This is a genomic window from Pseudescherichia sp. AS216, from assembly GCF_037152055.1.
Taxonomy (GTDB): domain Bacteria; phylum Pseudomonadota; class Gammaproteobacteria; order Enterobacterales; family Enterobacteriaceae; genus Pseudescherichia.
Genome location: NZ_JBBCMV010000001.1, coordinates 295,209 through 317,882, shown reverse-complemented (window position 1 = coordinate 317,882; position 22,674 = coordinate 295,209). Strand labels below are relative to the sequence as shown.

At 56.2% G+C, this 22,674-nt stretch carries 18 protein-coding genes and 6 tRNA genes; 21 read left to right on the top strand and 3 right to left on the bottom strand.

The annotated features are described in order from the left end of the window. Both WFN61_RS01555 and WFN61_RS01550 read left to right on the top strand, forming a co-directional pair. Positions 1–1,530, top strand: coding sequence for a sugar ABC transporter ATP-binding protein (locus WFN61_RS01555; RefSeq protein ID WP_144813604.1), 1,530 nt, complete (start codon positions 1–3; stop codon positions 1,528–1,530). Between the two features lie 18 nt (positions 1,531–1,548). Further along, entirely contained in the window at positions 1,549–2,598 is a 1,050-nt protein-coding gene (locus WFN61_RS01550) for an ABC transporter permease (protein WP_337037341.1), read from the top strand. 65 nt (positions 2,599–2,663) lie between these two features. On the opposite strand, the gene glnS is transcribed toward WFN61_RS01550, so the two are convergent. After that, positions 2,664–4,331 carry a glutamine--tRNA ligase gene (gene glnS / locus WFN61_RS01545; protein ID WP_337037339.1) on the bottom strand — a complete coding sequence of 556 codons (1,668 nt, stop codon included), beginning with the start codon at positions 4,329–4,331 and terminating at the stop codon, positions 2,664–2,666. Positions 4,332–4,500: 169 nt separating this feature from the next. Further along, complete coding sequence (nagE, locus tag WFN61_RS01540; RefSeq protein ID WP_144813612.1) at positions 4,501–6,453, bottom strand: PTS N-acetyl glucosamine transporter subunit IIABC; 1,953 nt, start codon at positions 6,451–6,453, stop codon at positions 4,501–4,503. A gap of 326 nt (positions 6,454–6,779) precedes the next feature. Here nagE and nagB point away from each other — a divergent pair, with 326 nt between their 5' ends. From nagB to WFN61_RS01475, 13 genes are all read left to right on the top strand, one after another. Then, positions 6,780–7,580 carry a glucosamine-6-phosphate deaminase gene (gene nagB / locus WFN61_RS01535; protein WP_144813615.1) on the top strand — a complete coding sequence of 267 codons (801 nt, stop codon included), beginning with the start codon at positions 6,780–6,782 and terminating at the stop codon, positions 7,578–7,580. A 21-nt stretch (positions 7,581–7,601) separates the two neighbouring features. Then, the gene (nagA, locus tag WFN61_RS01530; RefSeq protein ID WP_337037336.1) at positions 7,602–8,750 is read left to right on the top strand and encodes an N-acetylglucosamine-6-phosphate deacetylase; all 1,149 of its coding nucleotides are present in this window, start codon (positions 7,602–7,604) and stop codon (positions 8,748–8,750) included. 8 nt (positions 8,751–8,758) lie between these two features. Continuing rightward, positions 8,759–9,979: a DNA-binding transcriptional regulator NagC gene (nagC, locus tag WFN61_RS01525; protein WP_144813620.1), complete on the top strand. Its 1,221-nt coding sequence runs from the start codon at positions 8,759–8,761 to the stop codon at positions 9,977–9,979. 316 nt (positions 9,980–10,295) lie between these two features. Next, positions 10,296–11,957: an asparagine synthase B gene (asnB, locus tag WFN61_RS01520; protein WP_144813627.1), complete on the top strand. Its 1,662-nt coding sequence runs from the start codon at positions 10,296–10,298 to the stop codon at positions 11,955–11,957. A 240-nt stretch (positions 11,958–12,197) separates the two neighbouring features. Further along, a tRNA-Met gene (locus WFN61_RS01515) sits at positions 12,198–12,274 on the top strand. 9 nt (positions 12,275–12,283) lie between these two features. Then, positions 12,284–12,368: transfer RNA gene (locus WFN61_RS01510), tRNA-Leu, on the top strand. A gap of 22 nt (positions 12,369–12,390) precedes the next feature. Next, positions 12,391–12,465, top strand: a tRNA-Gln gene (locus WFN61_RS01505). Positions 12,466–12,520: 55 nt separating this feature from the next. Next, a tRNA-Met gene (locus tag WFN61_RS01500) sits at positions 12,521–12,594 on the top strand. 48 nt (positions 12,595–12,642) lie between these two features. Continuing rightward, a tRNA-Gln gene (locus tag WFN61_RS01495) sits at positions 12,643–12,717 on the top strand. 37 nt (positions 12,718–12,754) lie between these two features. Next, positions 12,755–12,829 (top strand) — tRNA-Gln (locus WFN61_RS01490). Positions 12,830–12,964: 135 nt separating this feature from the next. Next, on the top strand, positions 12,965–13,450 hold the full coding sequence (locus tag WFN61_RS01485) for an Hcp family type VI secretion system effector (RefSeq protein WP_312282824.1): 486 nt from the start codon (positions 12,965–12,967) through the stop codon (positions 13,448–13,450). A 9-nt stretch (positions 13,451–13,459) separates the two neighbouring features. Then, positions 13,460–13,819: a tlde1 domain-containing protein gene (locus WFN61_RS01480; protein ID WP_144813631.1), complete on the top strand. Its 360-nt coding sequence runs from the start codon at positions 13,460–13,462 to the stop codon at positions 13,817–13,819. Positions 13,820–13,827: 8 nt separating this feature from the next. After that, positions 13,828–14,367 carry a hypothetical protein gene (locus WFN61_RS01475; RefSeq protein WP_312282823.1) on the top strand — a complete coding sequence of 180 codons (540 nt, stop codon included), beginning with the start codon at positions 13,828–13,830 and terminating at the stop codon, positions 14,365–14,367. Between the two features lie 111 nt (positions 14,368–14,478). On the opposite strand, the gene ubiF is transcribed toward WFN61_RS01475, so the two are convergent. Continuing rightward, positions 14,479–15,654 (bottom strand): 3-demethoxyubiquinol 3-hydroxylase, encoded by a 1,176-nt coding sequence (gene ubiF, locus WFN61_RS01470; RefSeq protein WP_257756893.1) that lies wholly within the window; start codon positions 15,652–15,654, stop codon positions 14,479–14,481. A 140-nt stretch (positions 15,655–15,794) separates the two neighbouring features. On the opposite strand from ubiF, the gene miaB reads away from it, so the two are divergent. The 6 genes from miaB (at position 15,795) to WFN61_RS01440 (ending at position 22,639) form a co-directional block, all read left to right on the top strand. Further along, the gene (gene miaB, locus WFN61_RS01465) at positions 15,795–17,219 is read left to right on the top strand and encodes a tRNA (N6-isopentenyl adenosine(37)-C2)-methylthiotransferase MiaB (RefSeq protein ID WP_238083724.1); all 1,425 of its coding nucleotides are present in this window, start codon (positions 15,795–15,797) and stop codon (positions 17,217–17,219) included. A gap of 95 nt (positions 17,220–17,314) precedes the next feature. Continuing rightward, positions 17,315–18,367, top strand: coding sequence for a PhoH family protein (locus WFN61_RS01460; protein WP_144813642.1), 1,053 nt, complete (start codon positions 17,315–17,317; stop codon positions 18,365–18,367). Next, positions 18,364–18,831: an rRNA maturation RNase YbeY gene (gene ybeY / locus WFN61_RS01455; RefSeq protein ID WP_144813644.1), complete on the top strand. Its 468-nt coding sequence runs from the start codon at positions 18,364–18,366 to the stop codon at positions 18,829–18,831. Before WFN61_RS01460 ends, ybeY begins: the two co-directional genes overlap by 4 nt. Positions 18,832–18,911: 80 nt before the next feature. Then, positions 18,912–19,793: a CNNM family magnesium/cobalt transport protein CorC gene (gene corC / locus WFN61_RS01450; protein ID WP_042392057.1), complete on the top strand. Its 882-nt coding sequence runs from the start codon at positions 18,912–18,914 to the stop codon at positions 19,791–19,793. Between the two features lie 22 nt (positions 19,794–19,815). Beyond that, a complete protein-coding gene (lnt, locus tag WFN61_RS01445; protein ID WP_337037324.1) occupies positions 19,816–21,357 on the top strand; it encodes an apolipoprotein N-acyltransferase in 1,542 nt (513 codons plus the stop codon). Positions 21,358–21,727: 370 nt separating this feature from the next. After that, complete coding sequence (locus WFN61_RS01440) at positions 21,728–22,639, top strand: amino acid ABC transporter substrate-binding protein (protein WP_186370507.1); 912 nt, start codon at positions 21,728–21,730, stop codon at positions 22,637–22,639. The last annotated feature ends 35 nt before the right edge of the window (positions 22,640–22,674 follow it).

The following is a 22,674-nucleotide window of genomic DNA, read 5'->3' as shown; positions in this document are numbered from 1 at the left end:
ATGAATGAGCAACAGACCCAGCCGGATGAGGTCATTATTGAAACGCGCGATCTCTCCCGTATTTACCCTGGGGTAGTCGCGCTCGATAGCGTTAACTACCGTGTATACCGTAATCAGGTCAACGTGCTGATTGGCGAGAACGGCGCGGGCAAATCGACGATGATGAAAATGCTGGCCGGCGTTGAGACGCCCTCCTCTGGCGAGATCCTGCTGGACGGGGAGCGGGTCACCCTCGGCTCCACTCACCAGGCGGAAAAGCACGGCATCAGCATTATTTTCCAGGAGCTGAACCTCTTCCCCAATATGAACGTGATGGACAACATTTTCATTGGCAATGAGTTCTTCCAGCGCGGCGTGATTAACGAAAAATACCAGTACGAGCTGGCTAAATCCCTGCTTGAACGGCTGGAGCTGAACGTTGATCCCTACTCCCCGTTAGGCGAATTGGGCATTGGGCATCAGCAGCTGGTGGAGATCGCCCGCGCACTCTCTAAAGATACCCGGGTGCTGATCATGGACGAGCCCACCAGCGCGCTGAGCCAGTCGGAAGTACGGGTACTGTTTAACGTTATCGCCCAGCTTAAGCGCCGTGGCGTGACCATTATCTACATCTCTCACCGGCTGGAAGAGCTGATGGAGATTGGCGATCACATCACCATCTTCCGCGATGGCCGCTTTATCAGCGAGCGTCCCGTTCAGCAGGCCAGCGTGCCCTGGATCATCGAGCAGATGGTGGGTGACAAGAAAAAGCACTTTGACTACAGCCCTGCCGCACACGGGGAGACCATCCTGAAGGTGAACGGCCTGACCGCCCTGCACCAGAACGGGGGGTATAAATTAAACGATGTCACTTTTGATCTGCGTAAAGGGGAAGTTATTGGCATCTATGGCCTGCTCGGCGCGGGACGTACCGAGCTGTTTAAAGGCCTGGTGGGGATGATGGGCTGCCAGTCGGGCACCATCAGTCTGGATGGTGAAAGCCTGGACAAGCGCTCGTTCCAGCAGCGGCTTAAGCGTGGCATTACTCTTGTGCCGGAGGATCGTCAGGGTGAAGGCGTGGTGCAGCTTATGTCGATCAAAAGCAATATGACGCTGACCGACCTGAGCCTGCTGGGCTTTCGCCGCGCCTTGCGCCTGCTCAGCCCGGTGAAAGAGGAGCAGCAGGTCAACCACATGGTGGAACAGCTCGCGATTAAAGCAGGTGATACGGAGCTGCCCATTACCTCGCTAAGCGGCGGCAACCAGCAAAAGGTGGTGCTGGGTAAGGCGTTGATGACCGGACCCAAAGTGGTTCTGCTGGATGAGCCAACGCGTGGCATCGACGTGGGTGCAAAAACCGATGTTTATCATCTGATTGGCAAAATGGCGCATCAGGGGCTGGCGGTTATGTTCTCCTCCTCCGAGCTGGATGAGGTCATGGCGCTGGCCGACCGGGTTCTGGTTATGGCCGATGGCCGTATCACCGCAGATTTGCCGCGTGCTTCCGTGACGCGGGAAAAATTAATCAGCGCTTCTACACCGCAGGAGTGATCTCTGCTGGAGAGAGAAATGAACAAAAAGTATATGATCTACATGTATTTGCTCAAAGCGCGCACCTTCATCGCCCTGCTGATCGTCATAGGCTTCTTCAGCGTGATGGTGCCTAACTTTTTGACCATGTCGAACCTGCTGATCATGACCCAGCACGTGGCGATTACCGGCCTGCTGGCGATTGGCATGACCCTTGTCATTCTCACCGGCGGGATCGACCTCTCGGTTGGTGCGGTGGCGGGCATGTGCGGCATGGTTGCCGGGGCGCTGTTAACCAACGGCCTGCCGATCTGGGGCTCGCAGATTATCTTCTTTAACGTGCCGGAAGTGATCTTACTGGTGGCGGGATTCGGCATTCTGTTGGGTCTGATCAACGGGGCGGTGATCACGCGCCTGGGCGTTGCGCCCTTTATCTGTACCCTCGGCATGATGTACGTTGCCCGCGGCACGGCGCTGCTGTTTAACGATGGCAGCACCTATGCCAACCTGGTAGGCATGCCTGAGTTAGGCAATACCGGCTTCGCGATTTTAGGTTCCGGCACGATCCTCGGCATCTATATTCCGATCTGGCTGATGGTGAGCTTCCTGCTGCTGGGCCTCTACATGACCCGTAAAACCCCGCTGGGCCGCTACATTTACGCCATCGGCGGAAATGAATCTGCCGCGCGGCTGGCGGGCGTGCCTATCATCAAGGTTAAAGTGTTTGTCTACGCCTTCTCAGGCCTGTGCGCGGCGCTGGTGGGGCTGATTGTGGCATCTCAGCTGCAAACTGCCCACCCAATGACCGGGAATATGTTTGAGATGGACGCTATCGGCGCAACCGTGCTGGGCGGAACCGCGCTGGCAGGCGGACGAGGCAGGGTCTCCGGCTCTATCATCGGTGCCTTCGTCATCGTCTTCCTTGCAGACGGGATGGTGATGATGGGAGTCAGCGACTTCTGGCAGATGGTGATTAAGGGCCTGGTGATTGTCACTGCGGTGGTGATCGATCAGTTCCAGCAGCGTCTGCAAAGCAAGGTCGTGCTGCTGCGCCGTCACGATAAAAAATTGCAGGCTGAAGCAACGTAATACGCTGACGTCACCAATAAAAAACGCCGCATGCGCGGCGTTTTTCTTTTCAGAGCGGGAGCAAATTACTCGCCGATCTTAGTCCAGGTATCGCGCAGGCCGACGGTGCGGTTAAACACCAGCTTCTCCGCCGTGGAGTAGCGGCTGTCGAGGCAGAAGTAGCCTTCACGCTCAAACTGGTAGGCCTTACCGGCTTCGGCGGCGTTCAGAGACGACTCGGCGTAGCCCTGCTTGATCACCAGCGACTCCGGGTTGATGGTGGAGAGGAAATCTTCCGCCGCACCCGGATTTGCCACGCTGAACAGCCGATCGTAGAGACGGATCTCAACCGGCAGCGCATGAGCGGCGCTTACCCAGTGGATCACCCCTTTCACCTTGCGACCGTCGGCCGGATCCTTGCTCAGGGTCTCGGCATCGTAGGAGCAGAAGATGGTGGTGATGTTGCCTTCCGCATCTTTCTCTACGCGCTCGGCTTTGATCACGTAGGCGTTACGCAGACGCACCTCTTTACCCAGCACCAGACGCTTATACTGCTTGTTCGCTTCTTCACGGAAGTCAGCGCGATCGATCCAGATTTCGGCGCTAAACGGCACCTCGCGGCTGCCCATCTCCGGTTTGTTCGGATGATTCGGCATGGTTACCACTTCGCTCTCACCCTGCGGGTAGTTCTCGATCACCAGTTTCACCGGATCGATAACCGCCATCGCACGCGGGGCGTTCTCGTTGAGATCCTCACGAATGCAGGACTCCAGCGATGCCATCTCGATGGTGTTGTCCTGCTTGGTCACGCCGATGCGTTTGCAGAACTCGCGGATAGAGGCGGCGGTGTAGCCGCGACGGCGCAGACCAGAGATGGTCGGCATACGCGGATCGTCCCAGCCTTCGACGATTTTATCCGTCACCAGCAGGTTCAGCTTACGCTTGGACATCACGGCATATTCCAGGTTCAGGCGCGAGAATTCGTACTGGCGCGGATGAACCGGAATAGTGATGTTATCCAGCACCCAGTCGTAGAGACGGCGGTTATCCTGGAACTCCAGCGTACAGAGTGAATGGGTAATGCCTTCCAGCGCATCGCTGATGCAGTGGGTGAAATCGTACATCGGGTAGATGCACCACTTGTTGCCGGTCTGGTGGTGCTCGGCAAACTTAATGCGGTACAGAACCGGATCGCGCATCACGATAAACGGCGACGCCATGTCGATTTTAGCACGCAGGCAGGCGGTGCCCTCTTCGAAGCCACCGGCACGCATCTTCTCAAACAGCGCCAGGTTCTCTTCCACGCTACGATCGCGGAACGGGCTGTTTTTACCCGGTGCGGTCAGGGTGCCACGGTATTCGCGGATCTGTTCCGGCGACAGCTCGTCAACGTAGGCCAGGCCTTTGTTGATCAGCTCAATGGCGTAGCTATGCAGCTGGTCGAAATAGTTAGAGGAGTAGCGCACGTCACCCGACCAGTGGAAGCCCAGCCACTGGACGTCTTTTTTGATCGAATCAACGTATTCGATATCTTCTTTAACCGGGTTGGTGTCATCAAAGCGCAGGTTGCACTGCCCCTGATAGTCCTGGGCGATACCGAAGTTCAGGCAGATAGATTTTGCATGGCCGATATGCAGGTAGCCGTTCGGCTCCGGCGGAAAACGGGTGCAAACCGTGCTGTGCTTACCACTGGCCAGATCCTCATCAATAATCTGGCGAATAAAGTTAGTCGGGCGGGCTTCTGCCTCACTCATCGCGGGTTCCTCAAAGCGTAAACAACGTATAACGGAGTATGATCTTATAAGCGGGACGCGGAGACAACCCTTAGATCAACAAAAAGCGTGAATGGCGAGGGGATTAGCGTACGAAGGGCAAAAAAAAGGGCGGAGACAGGCTCCGCCGCGTATTAACCGCAGTTTACGGCTACTTACTCTTCACTTCAAACAGCGGGGTTTGGCCAGCAACGACCTGCCCCTGCGCCTGGAAGACCAGACCGCTGAAATCGTCGATGTTGCTGCACACTACCGGGCTAATCATCGAGCGCGCGTTGGCGTTGAGATAGTCGAGATCCATCTCCAGCACCGGCTGGCCCGCGACCACTTCCGCGCCCTCTTCTACCAGGCGGGTAAAGCCCTGGCCGTTCAGCGCAACGGTGTCGATGCCCATGTGGACCACGATCTCCGCGCCTTTTTCGGTTTCCAGACAGAAGGCGTGGTTAGTGTTGAAGATTTTCACGATGGTACCGGCAGCCGGGGAGACCACGGTTTTACCCGTTGGTTTTACCGCCACGCCGTCGCCAACCGCTTTGCTGGCAAAGGCTTCGTCAGGCACCTGCTCCAGCGGAACAACCTCACCGGTTACCGGCGACACCAGCGCAGCAATGGTGACGGCGTTCGGGACGGCCTGCGGTTTAACCGCAGCGGCCGGGGCGTTCGCAGCAGGCTGGACGCTGGCAGCTGCGGCCACCGGGCCACGGGCGACCACGCGTTTCATGGCATCGCCTACGGATTCCGCTTTTGCCCCCACAATCACCTGAATGCTCTGCTTGTTCAGCTTCACCACGCCAGATGCGCCCAGACGCTTACACTGCACGTCGTTAACGCGCGCGGAGTCGACTACCGTCAGACGCAGACGGGTGATACAGGCGTCGATCGCTTTCAGGTTGTCACTACCACCGATGGCGGCAATGTAGTTGGTTGCCAGCTGATCGAGACCCTCATCGGTATTGCTGTTGGCTTCAGAGGTGACCACGGCATCATCACTCTCTTCACGACCCGGCGTTTTCAGGTTGAACGCGCGGATGACGAAGGTAAAGACCACGAAGTAGATGGCGAAGAAGATCAGGCCCATCACCACCAGCATCCAGACGTTACGGCTGGCGGCAGGCAGGTTGTACATCAGCGCATAGTCGATGGCGCCCGCAGAGAAGGAGAAGCCGGCATGGATCCCCAGCGCGGTCGCAACAAACAGGCTGATACCCGTCAGCACGGCGTGCAGGAGATACAGCAGCGGTGCCAGGAACATGAACAGGAATTCCAGCGGCTCGGTGACCCCGGTCAGGAACGCGGTGATGGCCACGGAGAGCAGCATGCCGCCAATCATCGGACGACGCGCTTTCGGCGCAGCAAGGTACATCGCCAGCGCCGCGCCAGGCAGACCAAACATCATGATCGGGAAGAAGCCGGACATGAACATGCCTGCGGTGCCGTCACCCGCGTAGAAGCGGTTGATATCACCATGGAAGACGGTGCCTGCGGCATTGGTAAATTCGCCGATCTGGAACCAGGCGATGGTGTTCAGCACCTGATGCAGGCCGGTCGGGATCAGCAGACGGTTAACGAAGCCGAAGATGCCGGAGCCAACCGCGCCCATAGAGACGATCCACTCCCCGCCCGCGTGAATAGCGTTCTGTACCGGCGGCCAGACATAGCCAAAAATCGCCGCCAGGATCAGGCAGAAGAAGCCGGTGGCAATCGGCACAAAGCGTTTGCCGCCGAAGAAGCTCAGGAACTCAGGCAGCTTGATGTTGGACCAGCGGTTGTAGACCGCGCCGCCCACCAGACCGGTGATGATACCAGAGAGCACGCCCATGTTGATGGCCGGGTTGATGGTGACCATCGCTTTGGTCATCACAAAGTAGCCTACCGCACCCGCCAGCGCCGCCGCGCCCGCGCTGTCTTTCGACCACGACGAGGCCACACCGATAGCGAAGATCAGGGCGAGGTTGTCAAAGATTGCCCCGCCCGCCTGGGCGATAAACGGGACGTTAAGCAGATCGGGCTGGCCGAATCGCAGCAGCAGCGCCGCGACGGGCAGTACAGCGATAGGAAGCTGTAATGCTCGCCCCAGTCGCTGGAAGAAACCAAGAATATTCATTTTATACCCCCCTGTGAAACTCCGCTGAGCCTCATCACTAACCATTTTTATAGTTAAACCAACCCCTGTAACGCGGTCGTTTTACGCAGACTTTTCAAGTGTGTGGAAATTTAATTCGCCTCGCAAATTAAACGCGCATTTTTTGTGATTACAATCACCAAATATCGTTATTTGCACTCCTTGTTACTGGCTAAGAACGAAAACTTATTTTATGATTCAAAAAATCAGAGCGAACTGCCGCCGCTTATGGCGCAATCTGAGTTACGCTTAACAGCGTACAGGCTGCAGTTCGCCAATGTTAATTTCACCCTTTGTAGAGGTAAACAATGAGACTGATCCCCCTGACGAGTGCCGAACAGGTCGGTAAATGGGCAGCCCGCCATATCGTTAACCGCATCAACGCATTTAAACCTACGGCGGATCGTCCGTTTGTTCTGGGCCTGCCTACCGGCGGCACCCCGCTTACCGCTTATAAAGCGCTGGTTGAAATGCACAAAGCGGGCCAGGTTAGCTTTCAGAACGTCGTAACCTTTAACATGGACGAATATGTCGGCCTGGCAAAAGAGCATCCAGAGAGCTATTACAGCTTTATGCACCGCAACTTTTTCGATCACGTTGATATTCCCGCAGAAAACATCAACCTGCTCAATGGTAATGCGCCGGATATTGACGCAGAATGCCGCCGTTATGAAGAAAAAATTCGCGCCTACGGCAAAATTCACCTGTTCATGGGTGGCGTAGGCAACGACGGGCATATTGCGTTTAACGAACCGGCCTCCTCGCTGGCCTCCCGCACCCGCATTAAAACCTTGACCCATGACACCCGCGTGGCAAACTCCCGCTTTTTTGACGGCGACGTTGATCAGGTCCCGAAATATGCGCTGACCGTGGGCGTGGGTACCCTGCTGGATGCTGAAGAGGTGATGATCCTCGTGCTGGGCAACGTCAAGGCACTGGCCCTGCAGGCGGCGGTGGAAGGCAACGTTAACCACATGTGGACGATTAGCTGCCTGCAGCTGCATCCGAAAGCGGTGGTGGTGTGCGACGAACCGTCAACCATGGAGCTAAAGGTGAAGACGCTCAAATACTTCACTGAGCTAGAAGCGGAAAATATCAAAGGTCTGTAACATTTTTACCCGGGGGTTGTTATGTATGCTTTAACCCAGTGCCGTATTTTTACCGGCCATGACGTTCTGGACGATCACGCGCTGATTGTCGTTGATGGTCTTATCGACCGCCTCTGCCCGCAGGCAGACCTGCCGCCAACGATTGAGCAGTGCTCGCTCAACGGCGCTTATCTGGCCCCCGGTTTTATCGACCTGCAGCTGAACGGCTGCGGTGGCGTACAGTTTAACGACACTGCCGAAGCCGTCAGCGTAGAGACGCTGGAGATCATGCAGCGCGCCAACGAGCGATCGGGCTGCACCAGCTTTTTACCGACGCTGATCACCACCAGCGATGACCTGATGAAACAGGGCGTGCAGGTAATGCGCGACTATTTAGCGAAATATCCGCACCAGGCGCTGGGCCTGCATCTTGAAGGGCCGTGGCTCAACGTGGTGAAAAAAGGCACCCACGATCCTGACTTTGTGCGCCGCCCGGACAGCGATCTGGTAGATTTCCTCTGCGCGAATGCCGATGTGATTACCAAGCTGACCCTGGCGCCGGAGATGGTCGATCCTGCCGTGATCCGCAAACTGGCGGCGGCCGGGATTGTGGTCTCGGCTGGCCACTCTAATTCGACTCTTGTCGAGGCGAAGGCCGGTTTCCGCGCAGGTATCACTTTTGCCACCCACCTTTTCAACGCCATGCCCTATATCACCGGACGCGAACCGGGTCTTACCGGCGCGGTTCTCGACGATGCTGACGTCTACTGCGGCATTATCGTTGATGGCTTACACGTTGATTTCACTAACGTTCGGATGGCAAAACGCCTGAAGGGCGATAAGCTCTGCCTGGTCACCGACGCTACCGCGGCAGCAGGTGCGGTCATTGACGAATTCATTTTTGCTGGTAAAACAATATACTACCGTAATGGACTCTGTGTAGACGAGAACGGTACCCTTAGCGGTTCGGCATTAACCATGATCGAAGGGGTGGCGAATCTTGTCGAGCATGTCGGCGTTGCGCTGGATGAAGCGCTGCGTATGGCCACGCTCTACCCGGCCCGCGCCATCGGCGTTGATAAACAGTTAGGCAGTATCGCCCCCGGCATGGTGGCGAACCTGACCGCGTTTACCCACGACTTTAAAGTAATTAAGACCATCGTTAATGGTAACGAGGTCATGACTGAGTAAGTAAAAGTATGACATCAGGCGGACAAGCTCAAATTGGTAACGTTGACCTCGTAAAACAACTTAATAGCGCGGCTGTTTACCGCCTGATCGACCAGCTTGGGCCTATCTCGCGGATCCAGATTGCCGAGCAGAGCCAGCTTGCCCCCGCCAGCGTGACGAAAATCACGCGACAGCTTATTGAGCGCGGTTTAATTAAAGAGGTCGATCAGCAGGCCTCGACCGGTGGTCGCCGCGCCATCTCTATTATTACCGAGACGCGTAATTTCAATGCCATTGGCGTGCGCCTGGGTCGTCACGATACGACCCTGACGCTCTACGATCTGAGCAGCAAGGTGCTGGCGGAAGAGCACTATCCCCTGCCGGAGCGCACCCAGGAGACGTTAGAGCACGCCCTGCTGAACACCATCGCCACCTTTATTGATACCTGCCAGCGTAAAACCCGCGAGCTGATTGCAATCTCGGTGATCCTGCCGGGGCTGGTGGATCCCGAAAGCGGCGTGATCCGCTATATGCCGCATATTCAGGTCGAGAACTGGGGCCTGGTGAGCGCGCTGGAAAAACGCTTTAAGGTGACCTGTTTTGTCGGGCACGATATCCGCAGCCTGGCGCTGGCCGAGCACTACTTTGGTGCAAGTCAGGACTGCGAGGACTCTATTCTGGTGCGCGTCCATCGCGGCACCGGTGCGGGCATTATCTCTAACGGACGCATTTTTATTGGCCGCAACGGCAACGTCGGCGAGATTGGCCATATTCAGGTCGAGCCGCTGGGAGAGCGCTGCCACTGCGGTAACTTTGGCTGTCTGGAAACCGTGGCGGCAAATGCCGCGATTGAGCAGCGGGTGCGCCACCTGCTGGAGCAGGGTTACCAGAGCCGCATCACGCTGGACGACTGCTCGATTAAAGCCATCTGCAAAGCGGCCAACAAAGGCGACGCGCTGGCCTGCGAGGTCATTGAGCACGTAGGCCGCCACCTTGGCAAAACCATTGCCATCGCTATTAACCTGTTTAATCCGCAGAAGATTGTGATTGCCGGTGAGATTGTCGAGGCGGAGAAGGTGCTGCTGCCCGCCATCGAAGGCTGCATCAATACCCAGGCGCTGAAGGCATTTCGCAAAAACCTACCGGTGGTGCGCTCTACGCTGGATCACCGCTCGGCCATCGGTGCCTTTGCGCTGGTGAAGCGCGCCATGCTCAACGGCTCGCTGCTGCAGCATCTGCTGGAGGAGTAACTCTGCGTATCGCCCGGCAGCGCTCCGCTTGCACGGGCCTACCAGAGCAAACCACGTCTCCTGGCGTGGTTTTTTCATTTTTATCTATCCATAAGATAACCAACATCAAAAAAAGCAGCTTAAAAATGCATAATCATCAATAACCGACGCCTAACTCTGTGCTTTTTTCACTATTCGGCAATCGCGATTGCACTTTTTAATTTCACCTCGCTAAAACCCTTGCGCCTGCCCCTGCTTTACGGCATTTTCTTAATCAAGCAATAAGACAACGCGATGACGCAACGTCGGCAAACTAACAGGGTTAACGGAGAAGGTTATGTGTTCAATTTTTGGCGTACTGGATATTAAAACGGATGCAGGTGAACTGCGTAAGAAAGCGCTGGAGCTCTCCCGCCTGATGCGCCACCGCGGTCCTGACTGGTCCGGTGTATACGCAAGCGATAAAGCGATTCTGTCCCACGAACGTCTCTCTATTGTTGACGTCAACGCTGGCGCACAGCCACTCTACAACGCCCAAAAAACCCATGCCCTGGCCGTTAACGGTGAAATCTATAACCACCAGGCCCTGCGCGCCGAGTACGGCGATCGCTACGATTTCCAGACCGGCTCCGACTGCGAAGTGATCCTGGCGCTGTATCAGGAGAAAGGACCGGAGTTCCTCGACGAGCTGCAGGGCATGTTTGCCTTCGTGCTCTACGATAGCGAAAAAGATGCCTATCTGATTGGCCGCGACCATATCGGTATCATCCCGCTGTACATGGGCTACGACGAGCACGGCAACATGTACGTGGCGTCTGAAATGAAAGCCCTGGTACCGGTCTGCCGTACCATTAAAGAGTTCCCGGCGGGCAGCTATCTGTGGAGCCAGGACGGCGAGATCCGCAGCTACTACCAGCGCGACTGGTTTGAGTACGACGCGGTAAAAGACAACGTGACTGACAAAGCCAAGCTGCGTCAGGCGCTGGAAGATGCGGTGAAGAGCCACCTGATGTCAGACGTGCCGTACGGCGTGCTGCTCTCCGGCGGTCTGGACTCCTCTATCATCTCGGCTATCACTAAAAAGTTTGCCGCACGCCGCGTGGAAGATCAGGAGCAGTCAGAAGCCTGGTGGCCGCAGCTGCACTCTTTTGCCGTTGGCCTGGAAGGCGCGCCGGATCTGAAAGCGGCCCAGGCGGTTGCTGAGCATCTGGGTACCGTGCACCATGAGATCCACTTCACCGTGCAGGAAGGTCTGGATGCCATCCGCGACGTGATTTACCACATTGAGACCTATGACGTGACCACCATCCGCGCCTCAACGCCGATGTACCTGATGTCACGTAAGATCAAAGCGATGGGCATCAAGATGGTACTGTCGGGCGAAGGCTCTGACGAAGTGTTTGGCGGTTACCTCTACTTCCATAAAGCGCCGGATGCCAAAGAGCTGCATGAAGAGACCGTGCGTAAGCTGCAGGCGCTGCATATGTTTGACTGCGCCCGCGCTAACAAAGCGATGTCGGCCTGGGGCGTGGAGGCTCGCGTGCCCTTCCTGGATAAAAACTTCCTCGACGTGGCGATGCGAATCAACCCGCAGGACAAGATGTGCGGCAACGGCAAAATGGAAAAACATGTGCTGCGTGAGTGCTTCGAGTCCTATCTCCCGGCAAGCGTGGCGTGGCGTCAGAAAGAGCAGTTCTCTGATGGCGTAGGCTACAGCTGGATCGACACCCTGAAAGAGGTGGCGGCGCAGCAGGTTAGCGACCAGCAGCTGGAAACCGCCAGCTACCGCTTCCCGTACAACACGCCAACCTCTAAAGAGGCGTATCTGTACCGTGAAGTCTTTGAAGAGCTGTTCCCGGTTGCCAGCGCAGCCGAGTGCGTGCCGGGCGGTCCGTCCGTCGCCTGCTCCTCCGCAAAAGCCATTGAGTGGGATGAAGCGTTCAAAACCATGAACGATCCATCAGGCCGTGCGGTAGGCGTTCACCAGTCCGCTTATTAACGGATAAACTGGTATGATGACAACGGGTCCTGCGGGGCCCGTTTCTGTTGGTTTTACTCCTGTTATCTCTCAATTAAAATCAAGATATAACCAATAATTGCCGAATAATACGTCAGGCTGTTCGCAACCTAACCAAACAGTCACATTCCGGCAATTTTCGTTGAAAAAGGTGTTGACGCTGAAAGGCCCAATACGCATAATGCGCCCCGCAACGCCGATAAGGTAACGCGAAAAAAAGAGGGCTACGTAGCTCAGCTGGTTAGAGCACATCACTCATAATGATGGGGTCACAGGTTCAAATCCCGTCGTAGCCACCATCTTTTTTTGCGGGAGTGGCGAAATTGGTAGACGCACCAGATTTAGGTTCTGGCGCCGCAAGGTGTGCGAGTTCAAGTCTCGCCTCCCGCACCATTCCCAGTAAGCGTTGCACGGATGGGGTATCGCCAAGCGGTAAGGCACCGGTTTTTGATACCGGCATTCCCTGGTTCGAATCCAGGTACCCCAGCCATTTTTTTCGACTCTCGTGTTATCACGGTTGTCTTGAGTAATTAGCAGTACAATTTGGCTACTTAGCTCAGCTGGTTAGAGCACATCACTCATAATGATGGGGTCACAGGTTCGATTCCCGTAGTAGCCACTCTATTCTGATGAGTATCTTTAAGATGCTTATGACGTAAAAAATTGTTGGGGTATCGCCAAGCGGTAAGGCACTGGATTCTGATTCCAGCATTCCGAGGTTCGAATCCTCGTACCCCAGCCAATTTAAAAAGACGTTTGCTCACGCGAACGCACCCTGTTGGGGTATCGCCAAGCGGTAAGGCACTGGATTCTGATTCCAGCATTCCGAGGTTCGAATCCTCGTACCCCAGCCACATAAAACAAAAAAGCTCGCTTCGGCGGGCTTTTTTGTTTTTGTTGACCCGTCCTGCGCACGAATAGTCACTTTTTTGTATGACAAATAACCCTATTATTCACTGGGTTATTTTTTAATACTGAAAGGAAACTGTATGGCTATACGCGTGTATTTATGGCTTAAAGACGATGGCGGCAACAACATCAAAGGCTCGGTGGATGTCCGGGACCGTGAGGGCAGCATTGAGCTAATCACCCAGAATCATTATGTCCGCGTACCGGTGGATACACTCACCGGCAAGCAGACAGGTACGCGCGAACATGGCGCATACGGATTCACCAAAGAGGTGGATTCGTCCAGTACCTATCTTTATAAGGCCGCGTCTATCGGCCAGACGCTAAAATCCGCTGAGTTCCGGTTTTACCGCATTAATTATGCAGGCCAGGAGGAAAACTATTTTACTACTCTGCTGGAGAATGTCCGGGTCACCAGTGTTTCTCCGTTCATGTTTGATATCAAATCCGACACCATCCACAACCATCTGGAATACGTCACCCTGAGTTACGAACGCATCACCTGGACGTATCTGGACGGTAATGTTATTTACTCTGACAGCTGGAATGAGCGTCGCACGGCGTGAGGGGGATTTATGGTCTGGACTTACAAGCAAAGCACCGGCGAGTTGTTCCATAACGGTAAACATATTGAGACTGGCTATTCCGGCCGGATGACTAACAAAAATAAACCTGACCGCGAACAGGTCAAAGGGTTAGGGCCTATTCCACGTGGCCGCTGGCATATTGGGACAATAACGACTCATAAAGGACCGCTGACCATTGAACTGGAGCAGCAGTCTGGGAATACCTACGGGCGCAGTCTGTTTCGTATGCATGGCGAGAGAACACATGGTGTTCCCGGCTGGGCCTCAGAAGGTTGCATCATCATGAGCCATCATACCCGTTGGCTGGTAGCAAACTCTTCAGACGACGTGCTGGAGGTTATCCGGTGAGGCGATTATTGGCCATTATACTGTTAGCCTGTCCATTGTCTGTGCTGGCAGCCGTCACCCCATCCTCGGTACGACAGTCAGTTGAGCTATCCGGTGCTCCGGCCACTCTACAAAGCATGGAGCTGAACGGGGGGCTGGATACCGTCCTTGAGGGGATCGCCGAAGGAGACAATGCCTGGATCAGTCTGTACCCCTCACTGGTTCCAGGAACAAACAGTGACCTCGGGGAGGAGTTTATCGACGCGATGGGATTTGCACTGGTGACCGCCCCGGCGAAAGCACTCAGCATACTGGATGTGGTGGATAAACGTATCACGAAGAAAGACGAGGCGATGTACCGTTTTGGCACACCAACGGTCTGCACAATGGGAATGGTATACAGTTATGATAAACCTTCATCACTGCGATATTACAAAGCAGTGACCGCCTCACTTGCGGCGCAGGGCAAGCATGGTGCAGAGTGTCTGAAGATAATCAATGAGTCCATGCATGAGATAGAAGCAGACGATCAACAGGGGAAAATGACTTGGGGAACCCGCCACGGGTAGCAAAACGCCCGCGAGATTGCGGGCGTTACAGGGCTGAAAAGTGTCAATCTACTCCAGGACTAGTCATGTCCATCCATAAAATTAGCGTGCCGGGCTGCCCCGGCACCGGCGTTACAGCCCTAGCGCATACTTCAGCGCCTGGGTTTTTAGCACCCCTGCACGCTGGGCGGCCATCAGCCCCATGTTGCGCAGCACGCGCAGCGGACCAAGATTGTTGCTGAATCCCGCGTAGAAGAGATCCATACCGCTCTGCATAATGTAGTTATCCATCATCCGTCGCGTCTGGTAGCGCTTAAGCACGCGCTGGCTGGCCCACTCCTCGCCCTGGCTACGGGCATTAATCAACACCTCCAGCAGTGCGTCTACGTCACGATAGCCAAGGTTTACCCCCTGCCCCGCCAGCGGATGGATCGTGTGGGCGGCATCGCCCACCAGCGCTAGCCCCGGCTTCACATACTGTAGGGCATGGCGGCGAGTCAGCGGGAAGGCACCCGCCGCGACCGGCGTCACCTTGCCCAGCCGGGCCGGGAAGAAGGTCTCAATTTCCCGTTGCAGCTGCGGCATGGTCAGGGTGCGAAGCTGGCGAATGCGCGCTGGCGTGTCGTACCACACCAGCGATGCCCAGCGGTCGAACAGCGGCAGGAAGGCATGCGGCCCGTGCGGGGTAAACTGCTGCCAGGTATTGTCGCCGGGGGCGTTTTCACACTCAACGGTGATCAGCATACAGGACTGCTGATACTGCCAGGCGTGGACGCCAATCCCCGCCCACTGCCGCACCTGCGAGTTTGCACCGTCTGCGCCAATCACCAGCCTTGCCAGCAGCGTCTCGTCATTGTTAAACACCAGCTCATGCTGATGACCATGAGTGTGCATCGCCTTGAGCATTGCCGGCGCCCGCAACGTTACCTGCGGATGGGCCTCCAGCGCATCCCACAGCGCGCGCTGTAACACAGTGTTCTCAACCATATAACCGAGGTGCGGCAGCTTAAGATCGCTGGCGTCAAAGACCACGTGGGCGTTCTCCCACTCCCAGGTCTCCAGCCGACGCCACGGATGGCAGCGCATCGCCAGCACGCTGTCCCAGACGCCCAGCCCGCGCAGCAGTGCCACAGATGCGGTGCTTATCGCAGAAATGCGCACGTCCGGCGCTATACTGGCGTCAAACGCGGGCGGTGCGGCCTGCTCGATCACCGTGACCGCAAAACCCTGCTGCGCCAGGCCAAGGGCCAGAGCGCCGCCGACCATCCCGCCGCCAACGACGGCTACTTCAGTGGGTTGATTTACCATGGTCAATTGTCCTTATTTATAATTCCCTTAAGTTTACAGGATTTTCGATTTTATGGGGTCGGGAGATGAACTATGGTCAGCGCCCGACCAAAGCATTACAATACGCGGCCTGAAATCCTCGCGTTTAATAGAGCAAGTCGATGACCAAAAAACTCCATATTAAAACCTGGGGCTGTCAGATGAACGAGTACGATTCATCGAAGATGGCCGATCTGCTGGATGCTACTCACGGCTATCAGTTGACGGAGGTGGCGGAAGAGGCGGATTTACTGCTGCTTAACACCTGCTCTATCCGCGAGAAGGCTCAGGAGAAAGTGTTCCATCTGCTCGGGCGCTGGAAGCTCCTGAAAGAGAAGAACCCGGATCTGATTATTGGCGTCGGCGGCTGCGTGGCCTCCCAGGAGGGCGATCTTATTCGCCAGCGCGCCCGCTGCGTCGATATCGTGTTTGGGCCGCAGACCCTGCACCGTCTGCCGGAGATGATCAACTCCGTGCGCGGCAACCGCAGCCCGATCGTCGATATCAGCTTCCCGGAAATCGAAAAGTTTGACCGCCTGCCGGAGCCGCGTGCCGATGGCCCGACCGCCTTCGTCTCCATCATGGAAGGCTGCAATAAATACTGTACCTACTGCGTGGTGCCCTACACCCGTGGTGAAGAGGTCAGCCGTCCCTGCGACGACATCCTGTTTGAGATCGCCCAGCTGGCGGCGCAGGGCGTGCGTGAAGTTAACCTGCTGGGCCAGAACGTGAACGCCTGGCGCGGAGAGAACTACGACGGCACCACCGGCTCCTTCGCCGAGCTGCTGCGCCTGGTGGCCGCCATCGACGGTATCGACCGTATCCGCTTTACCACCAGCCACCCGATTGAGTTTACCGACGATATCATTGAGGTCTACCGCGATACGCCGGAGCTGGTGAGCTTCCTGCACCTGCCGGTACAGAGCGGTGCGGATCGCGTCCTGAACCTGATGGGCCGGACCCATACCGCGCTGGAGTATAAGGCGATTATCCGTAAGCTGCGCGCGGCGCGTCCGGATATCCAGATCAGCTCCGACTTTATCGTCGGCTTCCCAGGGGAGACCACCCAGGACTTCGAGCAGACCATGAAGCTGATTGCCGAGGTGAATTTTGACGTGAGCTACAGCTTTATCTTCTCTGCCCGTCCGGGTACGCCCGCCGCCGATATGGTCGATGACGTGCCGGAAGCGGATAAGAAGCAGCGTCTCTACATTCTGCAAGAGCGTATCAACCAGCAGGCGATGGCCTGGAGCCGCAAAATGATCGGCACCACCCAGCGTATCCTGGTGGAAGGCACCTCCCGCAAGAGCATTATGGAGCTGTCGGGCCGTACCGAAAACAACCGCGTGGTCAACTTTGAGGGTACGCCGGAGATGATCGGCAAGTTCGTGGACGTTGAGATCACCGATGTCTATACTAATTCATTGCGCGGTAACGTTGTGCGCACCGAAGCGGAGATGGGCCTGCGCGTAACCGAAACGCCGGAATCGGTCATTGCCCGCACCCGTAAAGAGAACGAACTGGGCGTCGGTCTCTACCAGCCCTAATCCCCTCGGCCTGCCCCTCCGGCGGGCCTTGTTTTTTCCGCCCGTTGCCCCCATATCACTACTCCATCCGGCCCGTCAGGTAAAAGAGGAATCGATTGAATACTGAAACCCGTGAAATCAATCTCGAACCAGCTGACAATGCCCGTCTGCTGAGTTTATGCGGCCCGTTTGACGACAACATCAAACAGCTTGAACGTCGACTGGGCATCGAAATTAACCGCCGCGATAACCACTTTAAACTCACCGGACGCACCCTTAGCGTGAATGCCGCCGCAGATATCCTGCGCAGCCTCTACGTTGATACCGCCCCGATGCGCGGCCAAACGCAGGATATTGAACCCGAGCAGATCCATCTCGCCATCAAAGAGGCCCGCGTGCTTGAGCAGAGCGCCGAGAGCGTGCCGGAGTATGGTAAAGCGGTCAATATCAAAACCAAGCGCGGCGTGATCAAACCGCGTACGCCAAACCAGGCGCAGTACATTGCCAATATTCTCGACCATGACATCACCTTCGGCATTGGGCCAGCAGGGACAGGGAAAACCTACCTTGCCGTCGCCGCCGCGGTGGATGCGCTGGAGCGTCAGGACGTTCGCCGTATTCTGCTGACCCGTCCGGCGGTAGAAGCTGGTGAGAAGCTTGGCTTCCTCCCGGGGGATCTCAGCCAGAAGGTTGACCCGTATCTGCGTCCGCTGTACGACGCGCTGTTTGAGATGCTGGGCTTTGAGAAAGTCGAGAAGCTGATGGAGCGTAACGTGATTGAAGTTGCGCCGCTGGCCTACATGCGCGGCCGCACGCTGAACGATGCGTTTATCATCCTTGATGAGAGCCAGAACACCACCATCGAACAGATGAAGATGTTCCTGACGCGTATTGGCTTTAACTCGAAAGCGGTGATCACCGGGGATATTACCCAGGTCGACCTGCCGCGCAGCACCAAATCCGGCCTGCGCCACGCTATTGAAGTGCTGGCAGAGGTCGATGAGATTAGCTTTAACTTCTTCCACAGCGAAGACGTGGTACGCCACCCGGTGGTTGCCCGCATCGTGACCGCCTATGAGGCGTGGGAAGAGACAGAGCAGAAACGTAAAGCCGAGCTGGCCGCCGAGCGTAAGCGCGAAGCCCAGCATCAGGAGCATGAGCAAAAATGAGTTCGGTGATCCTCGATTTACAGCTGGCGTGTGAAGACGCGAGCGGCCTGCCAGACGAAGCACAGTTTCAGGGCTGGCTGAACGCGGTGATCCCGCAGTTTCAGGAGGAGTCCGAAGTGACGATCCGCCTCGTGGATGAGGCGGAGAGCCACGATCTTAACCTGACCTATCGCGGCAAGGACAAGCCCACCAACGTGCTCTCGTTCCCGTTTGAGGCACCGCCGGGCATCGAGCTGCCGCTGCTCGGCGACCTGATCATCTGCCGCCAGGTGGTTGAGCAGGAGGCCCGCGAGCAGGAAAAGCCGCTGGAGGCGCACTGGGCGCACATGGTGGTGCATGGCAGTCTGCACCTGCTGGGCTACGATCATATTGAAGATGACGAAGCCGAAGAGATGGAGAGCCTGGAAACAGAGATAATGCTTGCTCTGGGCTATGAGGATCCGTACATTGCCGAGAAGGAGTAGCCTGGCTACGCCTGAGCCGTCTGGCGCTGAGTTTGCGCGCCGGACAACACACTTATTAACATGAGAACCCATACGACGCCATGAGCGACGACAATTCACACAGTAGCGACCCACTTAACAGCAGCAAAAAGGGATTCTTCTCCCTCTTACTGAGCCAGCTCTTTCACGGCGAACCTAAAAACCGTGACGAACTTCTGGCGCTGATCCGTGACTCCGGGCAGAACGAGCTTATCGACGAAGATACGCGCGACATGCTTGAAGGGGTGATGGATATTGCCGACCAGCGCGTTCGCGACATCATGATCCCCCGCTCGCAAATGATCACCCTGAAACGTAACCAGACGCTGGATGAGTGTCTCGATGTGATTATCGAGTCTGCCCACTCCCGCTTCCCGGTGATCAGCGAAGATAAGGATCACATCGAAGGGATTTTGATGGCCAAGGATCTGCTGCCCTTTATGCGCAGCGATGCCGAAGCCTTCAGCATGGAGAAAGTGCTACGTCCGGCGGTTGTCGTCCCGGAGAGCAAACGGGTTGACCGGATGCTGAAAGAGTTCCGCTCACAGCGCTACCATATGGCTATCGTTATTGATGAGTTCGGCGGCGTCTCGGGCCTCGTGACCATCGAAGATATACTTGAGCTGATCGTCGGCGAAATTGAAGATGAGTACGACGAAGAGGAAGATATCGATTTCCGTCAGCTGAGCCGTCACACCTGGACGGTGCGCGCCCTCGCCTCTATTGAAGATTTCAATGAGTCCTTTGGTACCCACTTCAGCGATGAAGAGGTAGACACCATCGGCGGGCTGGTGATGCAGGCCTTTGGCCATCTGCCAGCGCGGGGCGAATCCATCGACATCGATGGTTACCAGTTTAAGGTCGCCATGGCCGACAGCCGTCGTATTATTCAGGTTCACGTAAAAATGCCAGAAGACGCAGCGCAGCCTAAACTGGACGAGTAATCCACCTGGACGAGTAATGTAAATGGTATTTGCCTCACTGTTTGAGCGTCAGCGCATGCGTTTGCTGCTGGCGCTAATATCAGGAGCCAGCGGAACGCTGGCTTTTTCTCCTTATGACTTCTGGCCTGCCGCGCTTATCTCCCTTATCGGCCTGCAAGGGCTGACGCTTAACCGTCGCCCGCTACAGGCGGCAGCGATTGGCTATGCGTGGGGATTTGGTCTCTTTGGTACCGGGATTAACTGGGTCTACGTTAGCATCGCCCAGTTTGGCGGCATGCCGGGGCCGGTCAACGTCTTTCTTGTGGTACTGCTGGCGGCCTATCTGTCGCTCTATACCGGGCTGTTCGCCGGGATCCTCTCTCGCCTGTGGCCGCGTACCAGTGTCATCCGCGTCGCCATCGCTGCGCCGGTGGTCTGGCAGCTCACCGAGTTCCTGCGCGGCTGGGTATTAACGGGCTTCCCGTGGCTGCAGTTTGGCTACAGCCAGATTGACGGCCCGCTGAAGGGGCTGGCCCCGGTGATGGGCGTCGAGGCGATCACCTTCCTGCTGATGGTGGTCAGTGGCCTGCTGGTGCTGGCGGCGGCTCACCGCAGCTGGCGCACCCTGGCGGTGGCGGTAGTGCTCTTTGCCCTGCCCTTCCCGCTGCGCTACATCCAGTGGTTTACGCCGGTAACGGAGCGCACCACCCAGGTCTCCCTGGTGCAGGGCAATATTCCACAGTCACTGAAGTGGGATGAGGGGCAGCTGGAGAATACGCTTAATATCTATCTCAACGCTACCGAGCGGGAGATGGGCAAGTCGCAGCTGATTATCTGGCCGGAGTCAGCCATTCCGGATCTGGAGATCAACCAGCAGCGCTTCTTAAGCACGATGGACGATCTGCTGCGGGCCAAGGACACGACGCTAATTACCGGCATCGTCGACGCGCGCCTGAACAAGCAGAACCGCTACGACACCTATAACACCATCATTACGCTGGGCAAAGAGAGCGCGTATAGCTACAACTCCACGAATCGCTACAACAAAAACCATCTGGTGCCGTTTGGCGAATTCGTGCCGCTGGAGTCTATTCTGCGACCGCTGGCGCCGTTCTTCGATCTGCCGATGTCCTCGTTTAGCCGCGGTCCCTACGTGCAGCCGCAGCTTTCGGCCCACGGCTTCGCGCTGACCCCGGCCATCTGCTATGAGATCATCCTCGGCGAGCAGGTGCGGGACAACTTCCGGCCAAACACCGACTTCCTGCTGACCATCTCCAACGATGCCTGGTTCGGTAAATCCATCGGTCCGTGGCAGCATTTCCAGATGGCGAGAATGCGCTCGCTGGAGCTGGCGCGGCCGCTGCTGCGCAGCACCAACAACGGCATTACCGCCGTGATTGGCCCGCAGGGTGAAATTCAGGCCATGCTGCCGCAGTTCACCCGCCAGGTGCTGACCACTAAGGTTACGCCGACCACTGGCCTGACGCCGTATGCCCGTATGGGCAATTGGCCAGTGTGGATCCTCACCGCGCTGTTCGGCTTTGGCGCAGTGGTGATTAGCCTGCGTCAGCGTCGCGTTAAATAATCCTTTCTCATTGCCCGGCGGCACTCCGCTTGCCGGGCCCCCCCTTCATCATCACCTCTGCATATTCCAATCTGGCACAGCAATTGCTTATTAATATCAGGCAGCTGCGAATTGTTGCCGATGCGCTATTACGGTGCACCAGCCGTGAACATCCAAAGCACTAAAAAGGTGCAAGCGATGTTTTCTGCCTCGAAATGGTGCGGTGCGCTTCGCAAAACGAAACAATAAAGCAGCAAAATGTTTACACCAAGCCACACTAAATGTTAACAAACACGCATAACACTGCATGCTTGTGCTGCAGGATATAACAACACAAACACACACACTGGGTATCAATGCGTCCCTGGCGCTGATGACGAAGGAGTTGGATATGCAATTACGTAAACTGACCGCGGCAATGCTGTTAGTGGGAATGAGCGCCGGTCTGGCCCATGCCGAAGACGCAGCAGCGCCAGCTGCCGGAAGCACGCTCGATAAAATTGCCAAAAACGGTGTGATCGTGGTCGGCCACCGTGAGTCTTCCGTCCCGTTCTCTTACTATGACAACCAGCAGAAAGTGGTTGGCTACTCACAGGACTACTCCAACGCGATTGTTGAAGCGGTTAAAAAACAGCTGAACAAACCCGATCTGCAGGTCAAGCTGATCCCGATCACCTCCCAGAACCGTATTCCGCTGCTGCAGAACGGCACCTTTGACTTTGAGTGTGGTTCCACCACTAACAACCTTGAACGTCAGAAGCAGGCCGCTTTCTCTAACACCATTTTCGTGGTCGGCACCCGTCTGCTGGCGAAAAAAGGCGGAGCCATTAAGGACTTCCCGGATCTGAAAGGCAAAGCGGTGGTGGTGACTTCCGGTACCACCTCTGAGGTGCTGCTGCACAAGCTCAACGACGAGCAGAAGATGGATATGCGCATCATCAGCGCGAAAGATCACGGCGACTCCTTCCGCACCCTGGAGAGCGGCCGCGCAGTGGCCTTTATGATGGATGATGCCCTGCTGGCTGGCGAGCGGGCGAAAGCGAAGAAGCCGGACAACTGGGAGATCGTCGGCAAGCCGCAGTCTCAAGAAGCCTATGGCTGCATGCTGCGTAAAGATGATCCACAGTTTAAAAAGCTGATGGATGACACCATCGCCCAGGCGCAAACCTCCGGCGAAGCGGCGAAGTGGTTTGATAAGTGGTTCAAGAACCCTATTCCACCGAAAAACCTGAACATGAACTTCGAGCTCTCTAACGAGATGCAGACCCTGTTCAAAACGCCAAACGATAAAGCACTTAACTAACTAGAAACACAGGGCGACTATCGCCCTCTCGATTG